This window comes from Streptomyces sp. URMC 123 (assembly GCF_051386515.1).
Classification (GTDB): domain Bacteria; phylum Actinomycetota; class Actinomycetes; order Streptomycetales; family Streptomycetaceae; genus Streptomyces.
Map to the genome: position 1 here is coordinate 19,391 of NZ_JBPQTV010000006.1, position 19,395 is coordinate 38,785.

Genomic DNA, 19,395 nt, shown 5'->3' on the forward strand with positions numbered 1-19,395 from the left:
TCCACGGAGGACACCATGCAGCACGAACCGACGCACGCCGCCCCCGTCACCCTTCCCACCGAGCGCACCGCCGGCTGCCCCTTCGATCCGCCCGCCGGACTCGCTCAGCTGCGCGAGGAGCGGCCGCTGGCCAGGATGGCGTACCCCGACGGGCACATCGGCTGGCTGGCCACCGGCCACTCCACCGTCCGCGCCATCATGGGTGACCCCCGCTTCAGCTCCCGCTACGAGCTGATGCACTACCCCCTTCCCGGCGGCCCCGAGGGCCCGCTGCCGCCCGCCCCGCCCGGCGACATGACCGGGATGGACGCGCCCGGGCACACCCGCTTACGGCGCCTGCTCATGGGCCGGTTCACCGTACGGCGGATGCGCGAACTCACCGAGCGCGTCACCGAGATCACCGCCGAGCACCTGGAGGCGCTGGAGCGCCGGGGGCCGGGCACCGACCTGGTCGAGGCGTACGCGCGGCCCATCCCCGCGCTGGTGATCTGCGAGCTGCTCGGGGTGCCGTACGCCGACCGCGGGCGCTTCCAGCGGTACGCCGACACGCTCATGACCATGGACGCGACGCCGGAGGACCGGTACGCGGCCATGACGGGTCTCCAGGAGTACATGGCGGAACTCGTCGCCGCCAAGCGGGCCGAGCCCTCCGACGACCTCCTCGGCGACCTGGCCCGCGACTCGGACCTCACCGACGAGGAGCTGGTCGGCCTCGGCGGGTTCCTGCTCGCCGCCGGGCTCGACACCACGGCCAACATGATCGCCCACGGCACCTTCGCCCTGCTGAGCAACCCGGCCCAGGCCGCGGCCCTGCGCGACGACCCGGACCTCGCGGCCGGGGCCGTCGAGGAGCTCATGCGCTATCTCACCGTCGCCCACACCACCGTGCGGACCGCGCTCGAGGACGTCGAGCTCGACGGACAGGTGATCAGGGCCGGCGAGAGCGTCACGATCTCCCTGGAGGCCGCCGACCGGGACCCGGCGCGGTTCCCCGACCCCGACGTCCTCGACCTGCGCCGCAAGGCCACGGGGCACCTCGGCTTCGGGCACGGCATCCACCAGTGCCTCGGCCAGCAGCTCGCGCGCGTCGAGCTCACCGTCGCCCTGCCGGCGCTGTTCACCCGGTTCCCCACGCTGCGGCTGGACATCCCGGCCGACGAGGTCCCGCTGCGGACCGACATGAACATCTACGGCGTGCACCGGCTGCCCGTCGCCTGGGACGAGGGCTGATCCCATGAACGGCCCCGTCACCGGCCCCGTCACCGTCCACGTCGACCGCGACCGCTGCCTCGGCGCCGGCATGTGCGCCCTGACCGCCCCCGCCGTCTTCGACCAGGACCAGGAGGAGGGCTTCGTCGTCCTCGTCGACGCCCGCCCGCCGCGGAAGCAGCACGCGGCGGTGCGCCTGGCCGCCGGCGTCTGCCCGGCCTCGGCCATCGCCGTCACGGAGCACGGCCCCTCCACGGTCGCGTGAACGCGCCTCGCGCCGCCGCGTAGAAGCGCCGCGCCGCCACATCGCGCAGACGCGCCCCGCCGCCGTCACGTACAGGCGCCCGGCCGTCACCCGTACAGGCCCCCGCACCGCCATCGCGTAGAGGGCGCCCTTCCCGCCGACGCGGGCAAGCGCCGCGCCGCCACATCGCGCAGACGCGCCCCGCCGCCATCAACGCGCCCCGCCACCTCTCGCGGAAGCGCCCTTCCGGCGCCGCGCGGAAACGCCCCGCCGCCGCCCGCGCGGCGCGCTCACCCCACCCGCTCCACCACGACACTCACCGACAGGATTTCTCCACCGTGGCCACCTTCCTCTCCACACTGGGCCGCTTCGCCTTCCGGCGGCGGGGCCTGGTCGTCCTGCTGTGGCTCCTCGCCCTCGTCGGCGCCGGCTTCGCCGCCTCCACGGCCGCCGCGCCGCCCGCCGACACCTTCTCGATGCCGGGCACGGAGTCGCAGAAGGCGTTCGACCTCCTCCAGCGGAAGTTCCCCGACGCCCGCGCGGACGGGGCCGCCGCCCGGGTCGTCATCCGCGCCCCCGGCACCGAGAAGATCACCTCCGCCGCCCGCAAGGCGCAGGTCGAGCGGCTCGTCGCCGACCTGACCAAGGCGCCCCAAGTCGCGGGCGTGGCCGATCCGTTCGCGCCGGACGCGAACGCCGTGAACGGCGACCGGACGACCGCGTACGCCTACGTCACGTACGCGGCGAAGGCCACCGAGCTGACCGACGCGGCGCACGACGGTCTCGAAGACGCGATGGAGCGGGCCCGGGGCGCGGGCCTCGCCGTCGAGGCGGGCGGCGACGCGGTCAGGATCGAGCAGACGATGAACGGTACGGGCGAGAAGCTCGGCATCCTCGTCTCCGCCGTCGTCCTGCTCCTCACCTTCGGCTCACTGATCGCCGCCGGCATGCCGCTGCTGACGGCCCTGATCGGCGTCGGCATCGGGATCAGCGCCATCACGGCGCTGGGCAGCGTCCTCGGCCTGTCGTCCACCACCTCGACGCTCGCCATGATGATCGGCCTCGCGGTCGCCATCGACTACGCGCTGTTCATCGTCTCCCGCTATCGCTCCGAGATCGCCGAGGGGCGCGAGCGCGCGGAGGCCGCCGCCCGGGCCGTGGGCACCGCCGGCTCGGCCGTCGTCTTCGCCGGGCTCACCGTGATCATCGCCCTGGCCGGGCTCGCGGTCGTCGACGTGCCGATGCTCACCAAGATGGGCCTGACCGCGGCCGGCACGGTCGCCGTCGCCGTGCTCGTCGCCATCACGCTCGTGCCCGCGCTGCTCGGCTTCGCCCCCGTCAGGGTGCTCGCCCGCCGGGACCGCAAGCAGTACACCGGCAAGCCGCTGTCACAGCGTCAGCAGCGGAAGGCCGCCAAGCGGGCGGCCCGCCGCAAGCCCAACCTCGGCGCGCGCTGGGCGAGCCTCGTGCTGCGCCACCCCGTCGCCGTCCTGCTGCTCGGCGTGCTGGGACTCGGCGCCGTCGCCGTGCCCGCGGCGAGCCTCGAACTGGGCCTGCCGGGCGAGGGGACCATGGCCCCGGACACCACCCAGCGCAAGGCGTACGACCTGCTGTCGGACTCCTTCGGCCCCGGCTTCAACGGGCCCCTGACGGTCACCGTCCAGGCCCCGGACGCGAAGGCCGCGGCCACGGCGGTCGGCAAGGAGCTCGCCGGGCGCGCTGGGGTCGCCTCCGTGTCCCCCGCCGCGCCCAACCGGGCGGGCGACACCGCGATCGTCAACGTGGTCCCCACGACCGGGCCGACCGACGAGCAGACCGAGGACCTGGTCCGCTCCCTGCGCGCCCTCGCGCCCCGCCTGGAGTCCGAGTCCGGCGCCACCGACATACTGATCACCGGCCAGACGGCCCTGTTCATCGACTTCTCGCAGACCCTGGACGACGCCCTCGTGCCCTATCTGGCCCTGGTGGTCGGCCTGGCGTTCCTGCTCCTCATGCTGGTCTTCCGGTCCCTGCTCGTCCCGCTGAAGGCGGCCCTCGGGTTCCTCCTGTCGGTGGCCGCCGCCCTGGGCGCCGTCGTCGCGGTCTTCCAGTGGGGCTGGCTCGCGGACCTCCTCGGCATCGAGCAGCCGGGCCCGGTGATGAGCACGATGCCGATCTTCATGATCGGCGTGGTCTTCGGCCTCGCGATGGACTACGAGGTCTTCCTGGTCTCCCGGATGCGCGAGGCGTACGTGCACGGGGCGCGCCCCGGCGAGGCGGTCGTCACCGGCTTCCGGTACGGCGGCCGCGTGGTCGGCGCCGCCGCGATCATCATGATCAGCGTCTTCTCCGGCTTCATCATGGAGGACAACGACTTCGTCAAGATGATCGGCTTCGGCCTGGCGACGGCCGTCCTCTTCGACGCGTTCGTGGTCCGCATGGCGATCGTCCCCGCCCTGTTCGCCCTCCTCGGCGAGTCCGCGTGGTGGCTGCCCAAGTGGCTGGACCGCCTGCTGCCGAACATCGATGTCGAGGGCGAGAAGCTGGGGAGGCGGGAGGGGGCGCCCGCCACGCGCCTCACCCGGGAGAAGCAGCTCGTGGGCTGACCGCCCCGCACGACTCCCCACACCCCGAGGGCCCGGCGGTTCCCCGCCGGGCCCTCGACGTCGTGTCACACCGCAATGGCGCGCGGTGATCCCAGCAAGAAGTGCACCAGACGCTGTCAACAGTGGTCAGGTTCAGCCTCTGGCACTCAAACGAGGGAACAACGATTCTGATCAGCGCCGGTCGTTGGGACGCCCTATGCAGGCGGCGCCTCGCTCTTGGAACGGATCACGTGCTCCCCTCCTCCTGATGTCCCGGCCACCGGAAGCACGTACTCACCGGCGAGGCGCGCCAGGTGCAGCGGGAGAGGCCGGGCGAGCGGCGGGTAGTCGTCGTGGTAGCGCAGCTGGTGTGTGAGCGTCGCCCACTCCGCCGGCCGGTCAGGCAGGTGCCCTTCACGCCCCGAGTCCGCCAGCGCCTTCTCCGACAGGCAGCCGAGCACGGTGATCTCCAGCTGCCCGGGGTTCCAGGCAGTCTTCCCGGGTGCTGTCCGGCCCTGTGCCGTGGGCGCCAGCTTCATGAGTCCCTTCGGCAGTTTCGCCACCGTGTGCGGCTTCGAGGCTGTACTCGCGAAGACGCGGCTCTCCGCCTCCGCCGTCCCCCACACACCCTCGGCGAAGCCAACCCTGCCCTTGGCGTCGTGGGCGTACCACTCCGCCACTTCCTCTCGCGCGTTGGCATCCCGTACGAGCACCACCCGTAGGTCATCGCCGTAGAGCGTGTGGCGCTGGGCGGGTTCGCTGCCGAAGCCGAGCATGTCGCGGTCCAGTTCGCCGTTGCACAGGCCGGGCCAGCACTGGCGCAGATTGCCAGCATCCGCCAGCAGGAGCGTCGGGCGGTCACGGAGCTGGAAGAGCAGCGCGCGAATCTGCCGCTCGGTCTCCCGCTGCCTGCGCTGCTCCACGCCCCGGCGGGTAGCGGGCCGGAGCCCTCCTCCCCGATCGGCCGCACCATCGCCAGAGCCTCCCGTATCAGCCTCCTCCCTCGCCCCCCGCCACGGGTTCCACTGCTTGGGAGAGCAGCAGCAAGAGCTTCGGGTACGGCACCCATTCGGCGCGCTCGGCATCCCACCCCTCGATGACGCCCGGTCCGTCCCCAGGGCGGACCCGCACCGCAACCAGCCGGCGGACGGGGCACCGCGTGGGCCCCTTCCTGGTGTGGCGTACGAGCCAGAGCGCCACGTACTGGAGGTCGCCGGGAATTCCGGCTCCCACCCGGTGGGCGGGCGGACTGATCGCGCCGAGCTGTCGGAAGGCATCCAGCCACGTCCACCTGGCCCGGTGCTCCAGGCCACTGTCAGTGTCGTCGGGCAGGTTGACGAACTGGCTCAGCCGGCCCTGCCGCGCCCAGGCGATGCGCAGCGCGTGCTTGGGGTCTGAGTCGGGGACCGCGGCGAAGCGCTCCTTCCCGGCGATCTCCGCAATCACGACTCCGGCCCCGTCGGGTCGCGGGACCACCCGGTCCACCACGAGCCGGCAGCGCCCTTCGATGGCTTCGGCCAGCCGGACGGCCCTGGGGCTCCTGCGCTCCCGTGAGACCGGCAGGGCGTCGGCCAGCGGCCCCGCGGGCCGGGCTCGTACGCGGATCTCGACCCCCTCGCCCCGCCACCGCCAGGTGTCGTCCTCGGCCGGCCCCACTCTCTCCCCGGGAGGGCAGCCGATGAGCTTCGGCAGTTCCGCAAGCAGTGCGGCCCGGGTTTCCGGGGACTGCCAGAAAACGTCGATCTCCAGGGGACGGCCGTTCAGTGCGCGCACCAGCGCCGCCCGCCGCTGCAAGGCCAGCTGCGCGTCCCGAACGCCCGGATCGCGTCCGGCACCTGAACGGGGCAGCAGCGAGGGGGTGTTCCTCCGGGTCACGCGTGTGAGATCAGGGACCCGGGTCAGCATGGGGCGCAACCCTTCCTCGACCCAGGCGTCCAGATTCGCCCGCTCCCGAGGCATCAGCCCCGGTCCGACTTCGTGTGGGCCGATCGCCGGATGGTAAACGATGCCGGCGGCCACATCCCCGGACCCATTGATCCAGTGTTCCGGGTGAGAAAAGAGCGCCTCGGGGAGCGGGTAGTTGCGGACGATGTCCAGCTCGGGCACCAGCGGTGCGGGGCTGTGGTGGCGCCAGGCCAGTTTCTTCAGCCGCCAGTCGAAGCCGAGGGTGTTCACCATCAGCCGGTGGCCCCGGTCCGGCCCTCCCGGCCATGGCAGCGGGGCATCGAGCAGGACGGTCGTGCCGCCGAGCTGGTGGGGGCGTACGTCGAGCCGGGTGGCCCACCGGCGTACCTGAGTGGACACATGGACCCGAAACCGTATGGCAAACGGCACGGTGTGGACGGTGATGTTGAGGCAGGCCGAGTAGTACCAAGTTTGCCCGCGTCGCTCATATCGCTGCGGCGGCCAGGAGACGAGTCGCGCACCGTTGCCCGAGCTCTCGACGCGGAAGTGGAGTGTGGTGCCCCCAGTTCGGAACGCCCGGGCGGCCAGGCGGAAGGCGACCCACTCGGGTAGCAGGCTGTAGAGCCGCGCGGCGGGTTCGGCGGTTCCGCCCGCCGAGGTCACGGTCTCGGCGAGGTCGACCGATTCGGCCTCCCAACGTGGTAGATGGACGGCCTCGGCCGGGTCGTCGGAGCAGAGCCTCTCCTCCAGATCGGCGTCTTCGGTGTCGTCTTCCTCCCGGTACATGCCCGCCGCCCAGGCGCCGATCACCGGGACAAGCACCTCCGGCGGGACGGCTTCCCGCGCATAGAGCCATGGCAGGCGACCGTCTGTTCCGGCGTTGCGGCCGGTCGCGATGACACCGGGCGCCATCGCCTGGAGCAGGGAGTTGAGCCTACGTACGGGAAGCCGGTCGGGGCTAACGGAGCCCTTGTCTGCCTCGGCGTGCATCCTGGTGAGCTCGGTGTGCAACTCCTCGCCGAGCCGCAGCACCCTCATCTCCTCCTGCCACGGTCCATGGAGCGGGTCGGGTTCGTAGGCCGCGACGCGAATGGTGTGATACACGAGATTGCCTCCTTACAGTTGGAGTCCAGCGCTTACGGGTGGGGGGATGCAGGGACGAGCAGGCGGGTGAGCATGCGCCGAAGCGGTTCGTACAGGGCGCGGGCGATGAACTGCTCCTCCGCGCTCTTCGTGCCGCCTTCGAAGTACGGGTCCAGCACGTCGAGCACGCTGTGCAGCAGGCTGGACTCAGGGGTGTCGGTTCGCGGTGGTACGGCCCCACGGTTGGGGGCGAAGGCGGCATCGACGAAGACAACCCGGGCCGGTACACCGCCGCGCACCAGCCGCCCGATCACCTGCCACATCAGGACCAGCATGTCCCACGTGACCTGCTCCCGGACCTCGTCGTCGAGGCGGCTCCACGCCATCGAGCGGGCAAGCACCTGGTACCAGCGCGAACGGGCGAGGCGGCGGACCTCGTCGGCACCTTCCTCGACCGTGGCCTGTCCCCGTACCCAGGTGTCGAAGTCACCGCTGGTGACGGCGCGGACGATCCAGTCGTTGACGGCGTGGACGGCCAGGGACAGGTCCTCGGGATGCGGATTGGGCCGTGCCAGGAAGTAGACCGTGCCGATGGCCGCCTCGTCGTCGTCGTTGAGGATGTTGTGGCCCCGCTCCACGGCCAGTAGGGGGGCCACGAGGACATTCGCGTCGAGGTCCTTCAGGTACTCGACGTCGCCCCGGCGCAGTGACCGGGCGCGATAGGCGGACGGCGCCTCGTCTTCCGGGGCGATCTCCTCGTCGTCCGAGACCAGGCACAGCACGCTGTCGCGCCAGCGGGAGTTAAGGTTGTGCAGGGTGTCGGCCACGATGCGCGCCTCGGCGTAACTGCCGACCAGCAGGAGAATCTGGGCGCGCCCCGGGGGTAGGGACAGCAACTCGCGCTCCAGCGGGCCCCCTTCAAGAGCTTCGTACTCGCCTGCTCCGAGGTGGGTGGCGATGCGGCGCAGCTTTTCGGGGCGGTCGTCCGGGTGGGCCCCCGACAGGCGCAGCTTTTCGTCCCCGTCGTCGATGAACTCGAATCGCATCAGGCTCTCGTCCGCGATGCGTTCGGTCACCTCGGTCGGCGGCTCAATGATCACACCAACCGGGACGCAGACGTGGTAGCGGCTGGACGCCCCCGCCCAGCTGCTGCCGGACATGAGTAGAAGATGGGCGCCGGGCCTGCCATCGACGGAGGCAAGGTGGGGCATGGCGCGCAGCAGCTCACGCCCGACGCCGCTGCATCGAAAGAAGGTCAATTCGCCGCTGCGGATTCCACCCTCGTCTTCGCCCGCGACCCGGAACTGGAAGCCGAGTACGTTGCCCATCGGGGCCTCGGGCACCATCGGGCCGTAGTCGAGCGGCCGACGGTACATCGTGTTGTAGCCCAAACTGAGGGCCGCCTCGACACGGGGCCACATAGCGTTGATCATGGCGAGCCGGGGTTCCAGGGCGCTCAACAGCAGCGCGAACTCGAAGCGCTCGGCAAGTTTCTGCCGCCACTGCTCGGGGGTCTGGGGTGGCGGCTTGGGCTTCCGGCGGCGCCCGCGCTTCTTCTGCCGTTCCTCCTCCTCGCGCCGCCACTCTTCGTATTCCTCCTTGTACTTCTGCTTCCGGGCAGCCATGTACTCCGGGTCGATGTGAAATACCTCGTCCATGACCTCGGTCAGGTGGCGCCGGGTGTTCTCCGGGTTACCGGTGTGGAGCAGCTCATTGAGAAGGGCGGTCAGCCGGCTGAAGTCTTCCTGCGTCCTGCGGCGGCGGTCGCCGAAGGGGTTGTCTCGAAAGGCGTCGAGAAGCTTTCCGAGGGCCTCTCTGGGCGCGTGGTCTTGGTGCTCCGGCCCACTGCCGTCGGGGAGTGCGTAGCGTTCGTCGAGCAGTCCCAGCTGGAGCGTCCAGGCGCTGAAGTAACCCGTCCGTACCCAGTTGCGCAACTCGTACCCGGCGACGAGCATCGCGTACAGTCGGTCGGTGGCCGCTGCGGCTGTGTTGAGGGCGGCGGCGAAGGTCTCCACGTCCCGTTCGGAGAGCTGGGTGCGCCCGCTCGCCGCGAGTTCCCGGATCTTGTGCCGACTCAGCTGGTCGATGAGGCCCTTGTCCTCTTCGCTGGCGAGGACGACGGCGGGTGCGAAGGTCTGGTCGAGCTGCATCTGTACACGGTCGGCCTCGTCGACGATCACGAGGTCGCTGCGGCCGCACGCGAGTTCGAGGTAGCGGATGCGCTCACCGTTCTGGGGGCGGGGCGTCGAGCCGTCGATCAGTCCGGCCGGCGTGGCCACCCAGATCAGGCTGCCGACCAGGGCGCGAGCTCCGTGGTGCCGGGGGCAGGCGGACCAATACGGGCAGCTCGTCGCCCCCTTCTGCCACTCGGAGGCCCGTCCGCCGCCCTTGTCGCGCCGCGGGTCCGATGGTGGCTGGAGCCGGGAGCAGGGCGCCTCGCCGAAGGCGAGCGGCTCGGTGGACGACGTGGCGCCCTGGCGCCTGACGTTGAGCACGCAGGAGGTTCCGAGGTAGGCGAAACCGGGGTCGTCATGGGCAAGCAGCCGGTGCTCGCCCCGGCCCGCCAGCCGGCGGTGCAGCCGCTGGGCGTGCCGCTCCCGGCCGGAGGAGCCGAGCACGGGTGCGGCGGCGCCGCCGGTATAGAGGTTGTAGAGCTGGACGAGCTTCAGCACCTCCGCGACTTCAGTGACCACGATGGTGGTGCGCTTGCCGAGTTTGGCGAGATGGACGGCGACGATGTCGCGCAGCGTGCTCTTGCCCGCGCCGACGATGCCGAGCAGGTGCTGGGTGCCGTCGACCGTGAACGTGAAGTCCTTTTCCCGGCTGGCCTTGTGGAACGTACCGTTCTCCTTGGTGGACAGGTCAAAGGCCCGCAGCCGGTCCAGCCAGCGCGGCGCCCTTCCCTCGCCGACGCGGGCGTGCGTGGCGTCCATCTCCGCCGCTGTGCGCTCCAGGCTCCTCCTTGTAAAGACCAGGGGCTCTCCGCCGCCGGCCGGCCCCAGGTCCATGTCGTGGGCGACGAGGGGGGTGTGAGGGACGGGCGGCAGGTCGACGACGGCCATGGTGCGGCTGACGGGGAAGGCATGCGGGCCCTGGCCCGCGACAGGCATGCGTTGGCCCGCGAGCGGCGGGGCGACACGAAGCAGTTGCTCGTAGACGGAAAAGCGGTCGCCCGCGACGGAGAGTTCGCGGCGGGTGGCGGGTGACTCGGTGTCCGGTACGTCGTAGCCGCGCACCCTGGGAGCGAACGTCTGGTAGATCTCCAGCGCCTCGCGCCAGGTACGGCTCCTGCGCAGCGTCCACAGCGAGTACCTGGCGACACGAAGCGTCTGCGCGGTCTCCGGTGGCAGCGGCGCTCCGTACGCCTCGGCGAACCCGTACCCACTGAACAGCACCCAGGCGCTGCTCGCGGGGCTGCCCGGCATTAGCTTCTGCTGGAGGTACAGGCCGAGTTCCACCTGGCAGAGGGCTTCCAGGGCGGGCTTGGGGACGGACGACCCCACGAACGCCTTGAGTGTGCGTAGTACGTCGGTCAGGGGCGGTGTGATGCTACGCATCATCCTTCTCCTCTCTCCGGGGGCCGTCCCAGGTCGGGCACGAGGTCCACGGGTGTGGTGAGCACCAGTCGGGCCCGCGGGAGCGCGGGAAGGGCGTCGGTGAAGGCCTCCCGGTAACCGTCCCGTCCGGCAAGCGAGGCCGGTACCACAACGAGGGTGCGGTCCGCGAAGGGCGCGCTGTCGGCGAGATGTGCGGCAAGAAGGGCCGGCTGCAGGCGGTCGTACACCTGCATGTCAACGATCCCGGGACCGGCGTCCTTCAACCGGTAGGCGGACAGAGGCCCTGGCAGGGCCTCGTGGTCGATTCCGGCGCGATCCAGGGCGTCCCGGGCAGCCTCTTCGGTCCGGTGCGGCAGTGCGAGGAACATCCGCAACGAACGCCGCAGAATCCACGCCTGGTCCGGCTCGCGGATTAGTTCCAGGGGATCGTCGCGCGGGCATTCCTCCCCCTCGCACCAGATGTCCGCGTCGGTGGCGGACGGCCCGGGTACGGGCACAGCCCCGTTCCGGGACAGCGCAGGAAGCCCGCACGAGGGGCAGCGCAGGAAGACGTCGTCGACAAGCAGGGATTCGGGCAACGGCCCGTAGAGGTCCTTGACCCGGCTCCAGACGGCCTTGCTCCAGCCGGGCCCGAAGCGGTCCCGCTGGTGGACCACCGGGTGGTTGGCCAGGAATCTCCGGCATTGCCGGTACCGCTCACCCGTTGCGCACCGCGCTTCCAGGTCGTCCAGAAGCGCGCGGGCGTTTGCCGCCGCTCCCCCGTCCGGCGCGTGGGAGGCGACTTCGAGGCACGACCGGGTCGGCATTCGGCCAACCGGGTGCACCAGCGTCGTATCCGGGGTGACCAGGGAGGCTGGAACCGCGAAGAGCGGATCGCCAGCCGGCCTCGTCCGGCACCACTCCCACAGCTCTGGAAGGCTTCTCGGCGGTGTCTCCCCGACATCGAGGCAGTGCATGACCGTGCGGTCCAGCGCACGCTGGGCGATACTGGGGTAGGGCAGGGCGAACGAGCGGAGTTCCTGCACCTCGGCGAGGGCCGCCACCATGCGGGCGAGCTCGCCGAAGAGTGCTCTGCCCACGCCGTCGGACGCCTCCCCGGGGCCCGGCCGGCCGGCCCGGCGGGCTGCCCCCGCCCTCATGCCGCGGCCTCGGTGGCGCGCGACGCCGAGCACCAGCGGACCACTTCGCACCGCTCACAGGAGCGTCCGGGCACGGCCGCGTAGCGATCGTCCCCGTGCCAGTCGGCCACCATCGCCCGCAGGACTTCCTCCGCCGCGGTCCGGTTGGCTGAGGAGAAGGGATCGATGATTTCCAGGTCGGCACCGCCGGGGCGCAGCACCTCCAGCTCGACCCGGGCACGTGACGGAGCTCCGCCCAGGTCACCGCGGGCGATCAGCACGACCGCCAGGGCCAGTTGGGGGTACAGCTCCATCAGGGGGCGATTGGATGGCCGGTCGGTGACAGAGGTCTTGGTCTCGCGCCATACCCAAGAGTCGGCGTCCCGGTAGAGCAGGTCGGGTGCGGCGATCACCACCACGTCGGCGGCGGTGTCGTGCCGCACCACCCGGGGTTCGGTCCGCACGTCCGTCCCGTCCCGGACGCATCGCAGCGGGCAGACCGCGGCGTGCCGCCGCAACAGGAGGGCACCTAGCGTGCGTTCGTGGTCGGGCAGGTCGAATCCGTCCGGCACCCACTCCTCGGGGACCTCGACCGTGCACGGTCGTGGCGATCCGTGGCCGTGCCGGTCGGCAAGGTAGGCGTGCAAGGCCCGGCCACGCTCGGCCGTCACCTCGCGCTCAACGGAGTCCGCCGTGGGTAGGTGTAACCGGCGCATGTGGTCGCGGGCCGGGCAGGCCCGGTAGTTGCGTCCGTTGGTCACCGACCAGGTCCGGCGGGGCCGGTCCGGCGCCTCGATGCCCAGCAGTCCGGGCGCCGCGCGCAGGGCCGGGCAGACCGGCAGGTAGGGGCATCCGCCGCAGGCGGACCCCGGGCGGTAGTCCCGTCCGTCCAGTACGCCGGCCAGGGCGTCGGGGCCGTGCTCGCGGTACCGGGCGAGCGCCTGCGCCCGGTTACCGGCGAAGAGCTCCCGCGTACGGCCGTCGAACAGCGCGAACTCCACGATCCGTACATGCTCCGGCGGAGGCCCGGGGGTGCCCTCGGCCAACACCAGGGCGACGGCGGCGGTGAACCCGTGGGGCGGCAGGTCCCGGTTCAGGCGGTGCACGGGCAGACGGATTTCACGGTAGGCACCATCGGCGGAGGCCAGGCAGCGGCCCCACACGGTGAAGCGGTACTCCTGGGCATTCCGCGGGTCGGGGCCGGACGGCCGGTAGCGGTACGTCCACGGCTCGGGGACCTCGTTCAGGGGGCGTTCCGGGTTGGCGGGGAAGGCCGCCTCGTACATCTTCACGCCATGGTCCGACCAGGTCCTCAGGCCGTCGTGCAGGGGCGCGGTACGTGTCCGGGGCGGGCTGCCGGAAGGCCGGAAGCGGGCGTCGCAGGCGGCCATGAAGGGGCCAAGAGCGAAGTGTTCCAACCGCTCGCGGCGGCGCGGTACGGGTGCGGCGGTGTGGTAGCCGCGGGACTTGAGGGCGTCGGCGGCGGGGCATCGGAACTCTCCTCCCTTGAACATTCCAGCGGATACCGTGATGACTTCGGAGGTGCGGGTCACCCCGTCGGGTGGCAGCCATGACTGTGACATTTCCTGCTCCGTTTCTGTACGGAAGAGAAGGAGGGCGGCCTTGAGGGAGATTCAGGAGATCGGCAATGTGGAAAAGCGCTACGAAGTGCTGGACATGGTCGGCGACGGCGGCCAGGGCGACCTTTTCCTCGGCCGCGACCGCAGGAGCGGGGAGAGGGTGGCGTTGAAGCTCCAGAAGGCCCGGGATCTCGGCCCCGAAAGCGATTTCCACTGGGCCGGCAGTAAGCTTCTCGAAGAGGGCTCGCGCATGATGATGCTGACGGGAATTCAGGCGATTCCCGAAATAATCGCCACCGGGATGCACCGGGGACGCCGATGCCTGGTCATGGAATTCGTCGAGGGGCGCCAACTGCAGAACGTCCTATTGGCGGCCCGCCCCGTACGGCATCCCGGGACTGTCGCGTCCGTCATCGGCCAGCTGTGCGAAATCCTGCAGGAAGTGCACGACCGGAATCTGGTGCACTGCGATCTCAAACCTGAGAACGTCATCGTGGAACCGGACGGCCGTCTCCGTCTCATCGACATGGGCCACGCGATCATGGCGGGCGAGCCGACATCCCACGAGCGCGGCACGCGTGGCTGGGCCTCCCCCGAGCAGTCCGACGCGTGCCCCTCAGGTCTGACGCGGCGGGCGGACATCTTCGGGCTCGGCTGCATCCTGCTGGAGATGACCGTCATGCGGCTGCCCTACGGCGGACTGGAGGAGCGGGCGGAACCGGGCGGCCCGGTGCTGCCGGCCGATCTGCTCGCCAAGCTCCCCCCTGAGTTCGCCTCCCTCGCACTGTGGATGGTCCGGTGGGAGACGGAGGAGCGCCCGGCGGATGTCCGTGAGGTGTTCGACCGGCTCCGCCCGTACCTGCCCCGGCTGGGCTCACGGCGGCCGTCGAAGCGGTTGCGCCCCGACCCGACCGAGCACTACCGCACGCATCCGCCCCGGCTGTGACGGTGACCCGGCGGCCGCCGGCCCACCGGGTCACCTCAGCCCTTCCAGCAGCTCCCGGACCTCACGTACGCCTTCATTACCCATCAGCTCGCGCAGCACGATGACTCTCTCCAGCTCCCGTACCGCTTCTTCGGTCTTACCGGCGGACACCAGGACGTCCGCGAAGAGCAGCCTCGCCTTGTCCTCGTTGGGCCAGTTCTCCTGTTCGCGGTAGATGTCGCAGGCCCGCCGGTACAGGGACACGGCCTCGCCCCGCTCGGCGCGGGCCAGGTGCACCTTGGCCAGGGTGAACAGCACGTCGGCCAAGCCGCTGCGCTCCACCGTGCGCTCCACCACAACTAGGGCATCGGCGCACCGACGCAGAGCCTGCTCGTGATCGCCCCGGTCGTGGTGGAGCGCACCAAGGGCGTTCAGGGCGGCCGCTTCCCCGACCGGGTCGGACACCTCTCGACACAACTCCAGCGCCTGGCACAGCGCTTCCTCCGCACCCGTTCGGTCGTCCTGCTTGCGCAGGGTGATCCCGAGCCGGTGCAGCGACCGGGCCAGACTCAGTCGGCCTGCCTCGCTCTGGTCCTCCTTGCTGAGCAGGACGGCCCGGCGCAGGTGGCCCACGGCAGGGTCGTAGTTGCCGAGCCGCCACTGCGTCCCTGCCAGCATCCGGTGGACCATGGCGCAATCGACCGGGGCAGAGGCGGATTCCGCTGCCTCTGCGGCGTACCGGAGGTTCCTCAGTGCGTCGTCGAGGAGGTGGCGGCGCCACTGGTAGGTAACCAAGGCCATCGGTAGCAGCCATTGGTACCGCTCGAGGCCCTGACCGATGGCTAATCGGATACCTCGCTGGACGGTGGCGTACTCCTTGTCGAGGAACGCCATGGCCTGCCCCGGTTCCGCGGGGTCGGTGACCGTGACCCCGTCGGGCTCGCCGACGGGCAGGGTGCGCTCGTGGTCAAGCACCCGGTCACAGGCGCGGACGTTGTGCACCTGGTGTTCCAGCACCTGCCGTACGGTCGCCCTCTCGATGTCCGCCGTATCTGCGTCCGACCCCGGTCGCACGTGGCTGCGGGCGAAGGCCCGCACGAGATCGTGCAGCCCGTAGCGGTCACCCTGGAGCTCCACCAGGTTCGCCGCCACGAGCTCCACCAGGGCCAGGTCGGTGCGCGCCCCTTCGCCCGCCGCCCTCCCGAGGTCCATCACCGCCTCCCAGGAGGCGCTGGGCCCGGGGTGGACGGCGAGCTGCCACAGCAGCAGCCGGGCATCGTCGCCGAGCACGCGCATGGAGCAGTTCAGCGCGGCACGGACCGACAGTTCGTGCTCCGGAAGGTGCAGGGTGTCCAGCTTCGCCCGCTTCCGCTCCTCCTCCATCTCCCGCACCAGGGCCGGGAGGGTACGCAGCGGACGCCCACCGCCTTCCAAAAGCCGGGCCACCACAACGAGGGCCAGCGGCAGCCGGCCACAGAGACGGACCAGATCGCTGAAGGCCTGGGCGTGCTTCGCCCGGTCTTCGGCCGGCACCTTCTCCTGAAGCACTTCCAGGGCGTCCACCTCTCGCAGCGGTTCCACCTTGCGGAACAACACCTTTCTCTCGGACTGCAGGCGCAAGAGGTCGTTGCGGCTGGTGACGATCACGGCGCATGTACCGTCTCCGGGGAGCAGCGGCAGCACCTGCTGGGTATTGAGCGCGTCGTCTAGGACGATGAGAGCCGAGCGGTGGGCCAGCGCGGACCGCAGCGCATTGCTCTTGCTCTCCGGTCCGGTCACCGTGGTGTAAGGCGGCAGCGCGGCCAGAAATCGGTTCAGAACCTCGTCCGGTTCAGCAGGGCGCACATCTCCGTCGGCGAACCCGTTCAGTTTTGCGTAGAGCACCCCATCGGGGAACCGCTCCCGCAGCCGACGGGCGAGGTGTCGGGCCACCAAGCTCTTCCCGACACCCGCCATGCCGCTGATGAGGACCAGCGCCAGGTTGCCGGCGTCTTGCTCCTCGCACACGGCCTCGACGAGCCTGCGGATCAGTTCATCCTGCCCGACCGGCCTGCGGCCGCTGCAGGGTAACTGGGCGGGTACGGGCGGTAGGACCGTCCCGCCCGGCCGGTGGGCGACTCCCCGGACCTGGTCGATGGCGCTCTGCAAGTCGGCGTCCGGCTTTCCGTTGCGCTTCGCCCATTCCTGGATGAGCCGTTCACGTCGACGCTCCGGCAGGTCGCCGTGAGCGAGCAGGTAGAACCGGAAAATTTGGGGCGATTCCGGGGCACGCTCGAGCCATTTCTCCGTCTCCTCGCGGAGCCATTTCTCCTCCCTGGACCTCCAGGCGGCGTCCAGCCGGGCGTACACGGCAGCCATCAACTCGGCCCTTAGCTCCTCCCGGCGCAGATGGAAGCCGCTCCCGATGAGCCCGCGCAGCGGTTCGCCGCCGTCCCACTCCTCCAGGGCCGCACCGAGTAGCTCGAACCGCTCCGGATGACTCAGCTCTGCAGCCCTCGCCACCCGATCGCGGAAGCGGAGCAGGTCGACACCGCCCTCCGGGACGCGGAGCGTGCAGTAACCCGACGTGCCCCGGGGCACTACCTCCCGGCCCAGTTGCTTCCGCAGGTCGGAGACAACACGGTCCACCAGGTCGCCGGCGTCCTCGACACCCTCCCAGAGGACTTCGGCGACCTCCTTCCTGGTGCACCGGCAGCCAGGTGATGTCACCAGAAGTGCGAACAGCGCGGCCGGTTTAGAAACTCCGAAGGCCACTCCACCGCCGTCTCCTTCGGCTCTGACCGGGCCTAGTACGCGCCCCTCCATCGCCCTTCCCTCCTCTGCACCGAAAGCAGTGGTATGGCCCTCGACAACGCCCCTTCATTTGTGTGCTGCGGTGTGCCGTTTTACACGCGCTTGCTCCTTCGCGCCCCCAGATCTCAGTTTTCCCTCAGTTTCCGCTCCACGGGCTCGTCCCGTCCCCGGGCACGATGGCACCAGCCTCTCGCAGAAGCGCGAGACGGCGGCGTAGTCATCCATCGATCCATCAGGAAGGAACGCGGGTTCAATGAACAACCGTCAGCGACACCGTCGGGCGAGCCGTCTGCGCCAGTCCCCCGACTGGCCGCCGAGCCACCGCCGGCGGGCGGTCGACCGGACCGAGGGCACCACACCGGCGACCTCACGCACCGAGGCACCGGACGCCTCACCCTTCGAGACCGTCTGAGCTCCACAGCTCGTGGGTGCCCGCCCCGGGCGGGCACCCACCCACCTCGACCCCACCCCTCCGAACTCCTCCGATCGGCGAGCTCGCGGCCTGTCCGCACCTGTCACGCGCTCGTGGTCGAAGGCGACGATTCCTGGTCGGCAAGACCAACACCGCATAGGAACGCATCGAAGTGGGGCGCCTGGGGCCTATTCCCATTCCATCCGCATCTGAGGGATGGCCACCCTGTAGGCCTGCAGCCCGTCAGCACCTCGGCACACCTCAAATTCTCAGCTCAGAGAGAGGATATTTCCTGATGTACCCACCATCCAGCAGCACGTTCGCCTCGGTGAGGCGGCACTTCGACGAGCTGCAGGTCGGCGACGCGGTCCTCGTGACCGTACCTACGGACATCGAGGGAGTGGAGCCGGTCCGGCTGACCGCCGCCGAGACGCACGTGGCCTTGTACGGTCCGGGTTCCGACCCGCAGTTCGCCGCAGCGATCTGGAAGGAAGTACTTTGCACCGCGCTGAGTGACCTCGCTCCACACAGGACGGGGAAGCTCCTGATGATCTGGCTGGCACTGCCCCGGTTGACCGGGACGGTTCACCGCGTCTGCACGCGCCTGCGTGCCGATCGGTCGGACGTGGAGGCCGAGATGGTCCTGGCCCTCTTGGAAGAGCTGGCGGCCCCGGACACCGCGAGCCGCCTCTCCGACTCCTCCCTGATCCACGCAGCGCGCAGCAGGGCGTGGCGCTTCGCCCGCGACGGCCTGCGGGAGCTCCCCTCCACCGAGGTCGAGCGCATCGCGCAGGATCGCGCGCTCACCGCGTCCGACTGGGAGGCAGACGCTCCGGCCGAGGAGGGCCTGGACGTGCAGGTCGACCGTCCGAACAGCCCGGACGGGCTGCGCGCACCGCTGCGCTTCCGGGTGCGCCCGGAGTGTCTGCGCAAGGGGGCCTTTATCAACACCGACGACGGGGCGTGGGGCCGTTCGACGCGCCACGGCCCCCGGAAGCAGCGACGGTCCGGGGGCCGGGTGGGCACCCGGCCGGTCCGCCCTGCGAGGAGGCGAGCATGAAGGACCCGGCCGAGGGGCCACTCAGATTCACCGAGATGTTCGACCTGCCGGTCGCAGTGGACCTGCGGACGGCGGCCCGGGCGCTCGGGATCGGCTCGACGACCGCGTACCGGCTGATCCGCAAGAACGAGTTCCCCTGCCCCGTCCTTCGCGTCGGAGGCAGGTACAGGATTCCGACCAACGAGCTGATGCACGCCTTGGGGATCGAGGACCGTCCGCTGTACAGCGTGGACGTGGACGACCCGGGCGCCAGGTCCTGACAAGGAAGAAGAGGGGCCTCGTATCCTCCGCCAAGGTGCGGCCCCGTGGCTGATGCCACGGGGCCGCACGGCGCTGCTTAGGAAACCGGCGGGGCAGGCGTTCCTTCTTGACCATCCTTAGGAGCGCGACGCACTTCCACATGGTGCGTCATCGGCACCGGATCTTCCGAAGCGACTCCTCCCGAGACGCCAACCCCGCTCCGAATCCCACATCAACTCCTCCCAGGTGAGGGCGGGTCCCTGCTCCGCTGGCTGCAACCTCCGGGACAGATCCCATCGTGCCGAGGGCAGGGAGCGGCGAACCCTTGTGAAGCGCCAATTGAGCAGCATGGTCGGCGAACGAGTGGGAGGAGGCGCTGGGCGGCGACAGCGCTCTGAATCTCGTACGCAGCACGTTGGACAGCCGGATAGTCGTTGTCGCCGGTCCGTCGGTGTCGGAACTGAAGGTGTAGAACGCAGACTGCAGCGAGCGGAGCTCGTCGAGTACGTCCTCGGTGGCATCCCAGAGACGGTCAGTCGTCTTGCGCGCCTCGTCCGCCTCCCCGACCCTCCGTTCAAGTGCCGCGATCTGATCGACCAGCTCACTCATGATGTGTCCCTCCCCGCTGCGAGCCAACTGGGCCATCTTGCGTCACTGTGACGATCACGATTATGAGCCGAAGCGGCCGATTGCCTGCACCCGGAA

The 19,395-nt window shown here is 70.4% G+C and carries 13 protein-coding genes; 6 read left to right on the forward strand and 7 right to left on the reverse strand.

Features of this window, described 5'->3' with window-relative positions; translation table 11 throughout:
- Window positions 1-15: 15 nt before the first annotated feature.
- From ACSNOD_RS02015 to ACSNOD_RS02025, 3 genes are all read left to right on the forward strand, one after another.
- Window positions 16-1,230 (forward strand): cytochrome P450, encoded by a 1,215-nt coding sequence (locus ACSNOD_RS02015; protein WP_436764941.1) that lies wholly within the window; start codon window positions 16-18, stop codon window positions 1,228-1,230.
- A 4-nt stretch (window positions 1,231-1,234) separates the two neighbouring features.
- A complete protein-coding gene (locus ACSNOD_RS02020) occupies window positions 1,235-1,474 on the forward strand; it encodes a ferredoxin (RefSeq protein WP_436764942.1) in 240 nt (79 codons plus the stop codon).
- 317 nt (window positions 1,475-1,791) lie between these two features.
- Window positions 1,792-4,038, forward strand: coding sequence for an MMPL family transporter (locus ACSNOD_RS02025; RefSeq protein WP_436764943.1), 2,247 nt, complete (start codon window positions 1,792-1,794; stop codon window positions 4,036-4,038).
- A 194-nt stretch (window positions 4,039-4,232) separates the two neighbouring features.
- On the opposite strand, the gene ACSNOD_RS02030 is transcribed toward ACSNOD_RS02025, so the two are convergent.
- The 5 genes from ACSNOD_RS02030 to ACSNOD_RS02050 all read right to left on the reverse strand — a co-directional run bounded on the left by ACSNOD_RS02030 (window position 4,233) and on the right by ACSNOD_RS02050 (window position 13,194).
- Window positions 4,233-4,940, reverse strand: a complete 708-nt coding sequence (locus ACSNOD_RS02030) for an RNAseH domain-containing protein (protein WP_436764944.1) — start codon at window positions 4,938-4,940, stop codon at window positions 4,233-4,235.
- Window positions 4,941-5,007: 67 nt separating this feature from the next.
- The gene (locus ACSNOD_RS02035; RefSeq protein WP_436764945.1) at window positions 5,008-7,026 is read right to left on the reverse strand and encodes a pPIWI_RE module domain-containing protein; all 2,019 of its coding nucleotides are present in this window, start codon (window positions 7,024-7,026) and stop codon (window positions 5,008-5,010) included.
- A gap of 32 nt (window positions 7,027-7,058) precedes the next feature.
- Window positions 7,059-10,562 (reverse strand): hypothetical protein, encoded by a 3,504-nt coding sequence (locus ACSNOD_RS02040; RefSeq protein ID WP_436764946.1) that lies wholly within the window; start codon window positions 10,560-10,562, stop codon window positions 7,059-7,061.
- On the reverse strand, window positions 10,562-11,641 hold the full coding sequence (locus ACSNOD_RS02045; RefSeq protein ID WP_436764947.1) for a hypothetical protein: 1,080 nt from the start codon (window positions 11,639-11,641) through the stop codon (window positions 10,562-10,564). Before ACSNOD_RS02045 ends, ACSNOD_RS02040 begins: the two co-directional genes overlap by 1 nt.
- A 56-nt stretch (window positions 11,642-11,697) precedes the next feature.
- Window positions 11,698-13,194, reverse strand: coding sequence for a PD-(D/E)XK nuclease family protein (locus ACSNOD_RS02050; protein ID WP_436764948.1), 1,497 nt, complete (start codon window positions 13,192-13,194; stop codon window positions 11,698-11,700).
- A 109-nt stretch (window positions 13,195-13,303) separates the two neighbouring features.
- On the opposite strand from ACSNOD_RS02050, the gene ACSNOD_RS02055 reads away from it, so the two are divergent.
- Entirely contained in the window at window positions 13,304-14,206 is a 903-nt protein-coding gene (locus ACSNOD_RS02055) for a serine/threonine protein kinase (protein ID WP_436764949.1), read from the forward strand.
- Window positions 14,207-14,236: 30 nt separating this feature from the next.
- On the opposite strand, the gene ACSNOD_RS02060 is transcribed toward ACSNOD_RS02055, so the two are convergent.
- The gene (locus ACSNOD_RS02060) at window positions 14,237-16,939 is read right to left on the reverse strand and encodes a tetratricopeptide repeat protein (protein ID WP_436764950.1); all 2,703 of its coding nucleotides are present in this window, start codon (window positions 16,937-16,939) and stop codon (window positions 14,237-14,239) included.
- A 746-nt stretch (window positions 16,940-17,685) separates the two neighbouring features.
- Between ACSNOD_RS02060 and ACSNOD_RS02065 the strand changes: the two genes are divergently transcribed.
- Together ACSNOD_RS02065 and ACSNOD_RS02070 are read left to right on the forward strand one after the other, a co-directional pair.
- A complete protein-coding gene (locus ACSNOD_RS02065; RefSeq protein WP_436764951.1) occupies window positions 17,686-18,450 on the forward strand; it encodes a hypothetical protein in 765 nt (254 codons plus the stop codon).
- Window positions 18,447-18,710, forward strand: coding sequence for a helix-turn-helix domain-containing protein (locus ACSNOD_RS02070; RefSeq protein ID WP_436764952.1), 264 nt, complete (start codon window positions 18,447-18,449; stop codon window positions 18,708-18,710). Before ACSNOD_RS02065 ends, ACSNOD_RS02070 begins: the two co-directional genes overlap by 4 nt.
- Window positions 18,711-18,858: 148 nt before the next feature.
- Here ACSNOD_RS02070 and ACSNOD_RS02075 read toward each other — a convergent pair whose 3' ends face one another.
- Window positions 18,859-19,299 carry a hypothetical protein gene (locus ACSNOD_RS02075; protein ID WP_436764953.1) on the reverse strand — a complete coding sequence of 147 codons (441 nt, stop codon included), beginning with the start codon at window positions 19,297-19,299 and terminating at the stop codon, window positions 18,859-18,861.
- Between the last annotated feature and the right edge of the window lie 96 nt (window positions 19,300-19,395).

Bases quoted from the DNA above. Each gene is read 5' to 3' on its own strand.
- ACSNOD_RS02075 (WP_436764953.1), bottom strand. From the start codon at position 19,299: ATGAGTGAGCTGGTCGATCAGATCGCGGCACTTGAACGGAGGGTCGGG.
- ACSNOD_RS02015 (WP_436764941.1), top strand. From the start codon at position 16: ATGCAGCACGAACCGACGCACGCCGCCCCCGTCACCCTTCCCACCGAG.
- ACSNOD_RS02050 (WP_436764948.1), bottom strand. From the start codon at position 13,194: ATGTTCAAGGGAGGAGAGTTCCGATGCCCCGCCGCCGACGCCCTCAAG.
- ACSNOD_RS02040 (WP_436764946.1), bottom strand. From the start codon at position 10,562: ATGCGTAGCATCACACCGCCCCTGACCGACGTACTACGCACACTCAAG.
- ACSNOD_RS02020 (WP_436764942.1), top strand. From the start codon at position 1,235: ATGAACGGCCCCGTCACCGGCCCCGTCACCGTCCACGTCGACCGCGAC.
- ACSNOD_RS02065 (WP_436764951.1), top strand. From the start codon at position 17,686: ATGTACCCACCATCCAGCAGCACGTTCGCCTCGGTGAGGCGGCACTTC.
- ACSNOD_RS02070 (WP_436764952.1), top strand. From the start codon at position 18,447: ATGAAGGACCCGGCCGAGGGGCCACTCAGATTCACCGAGATGTTCGAC.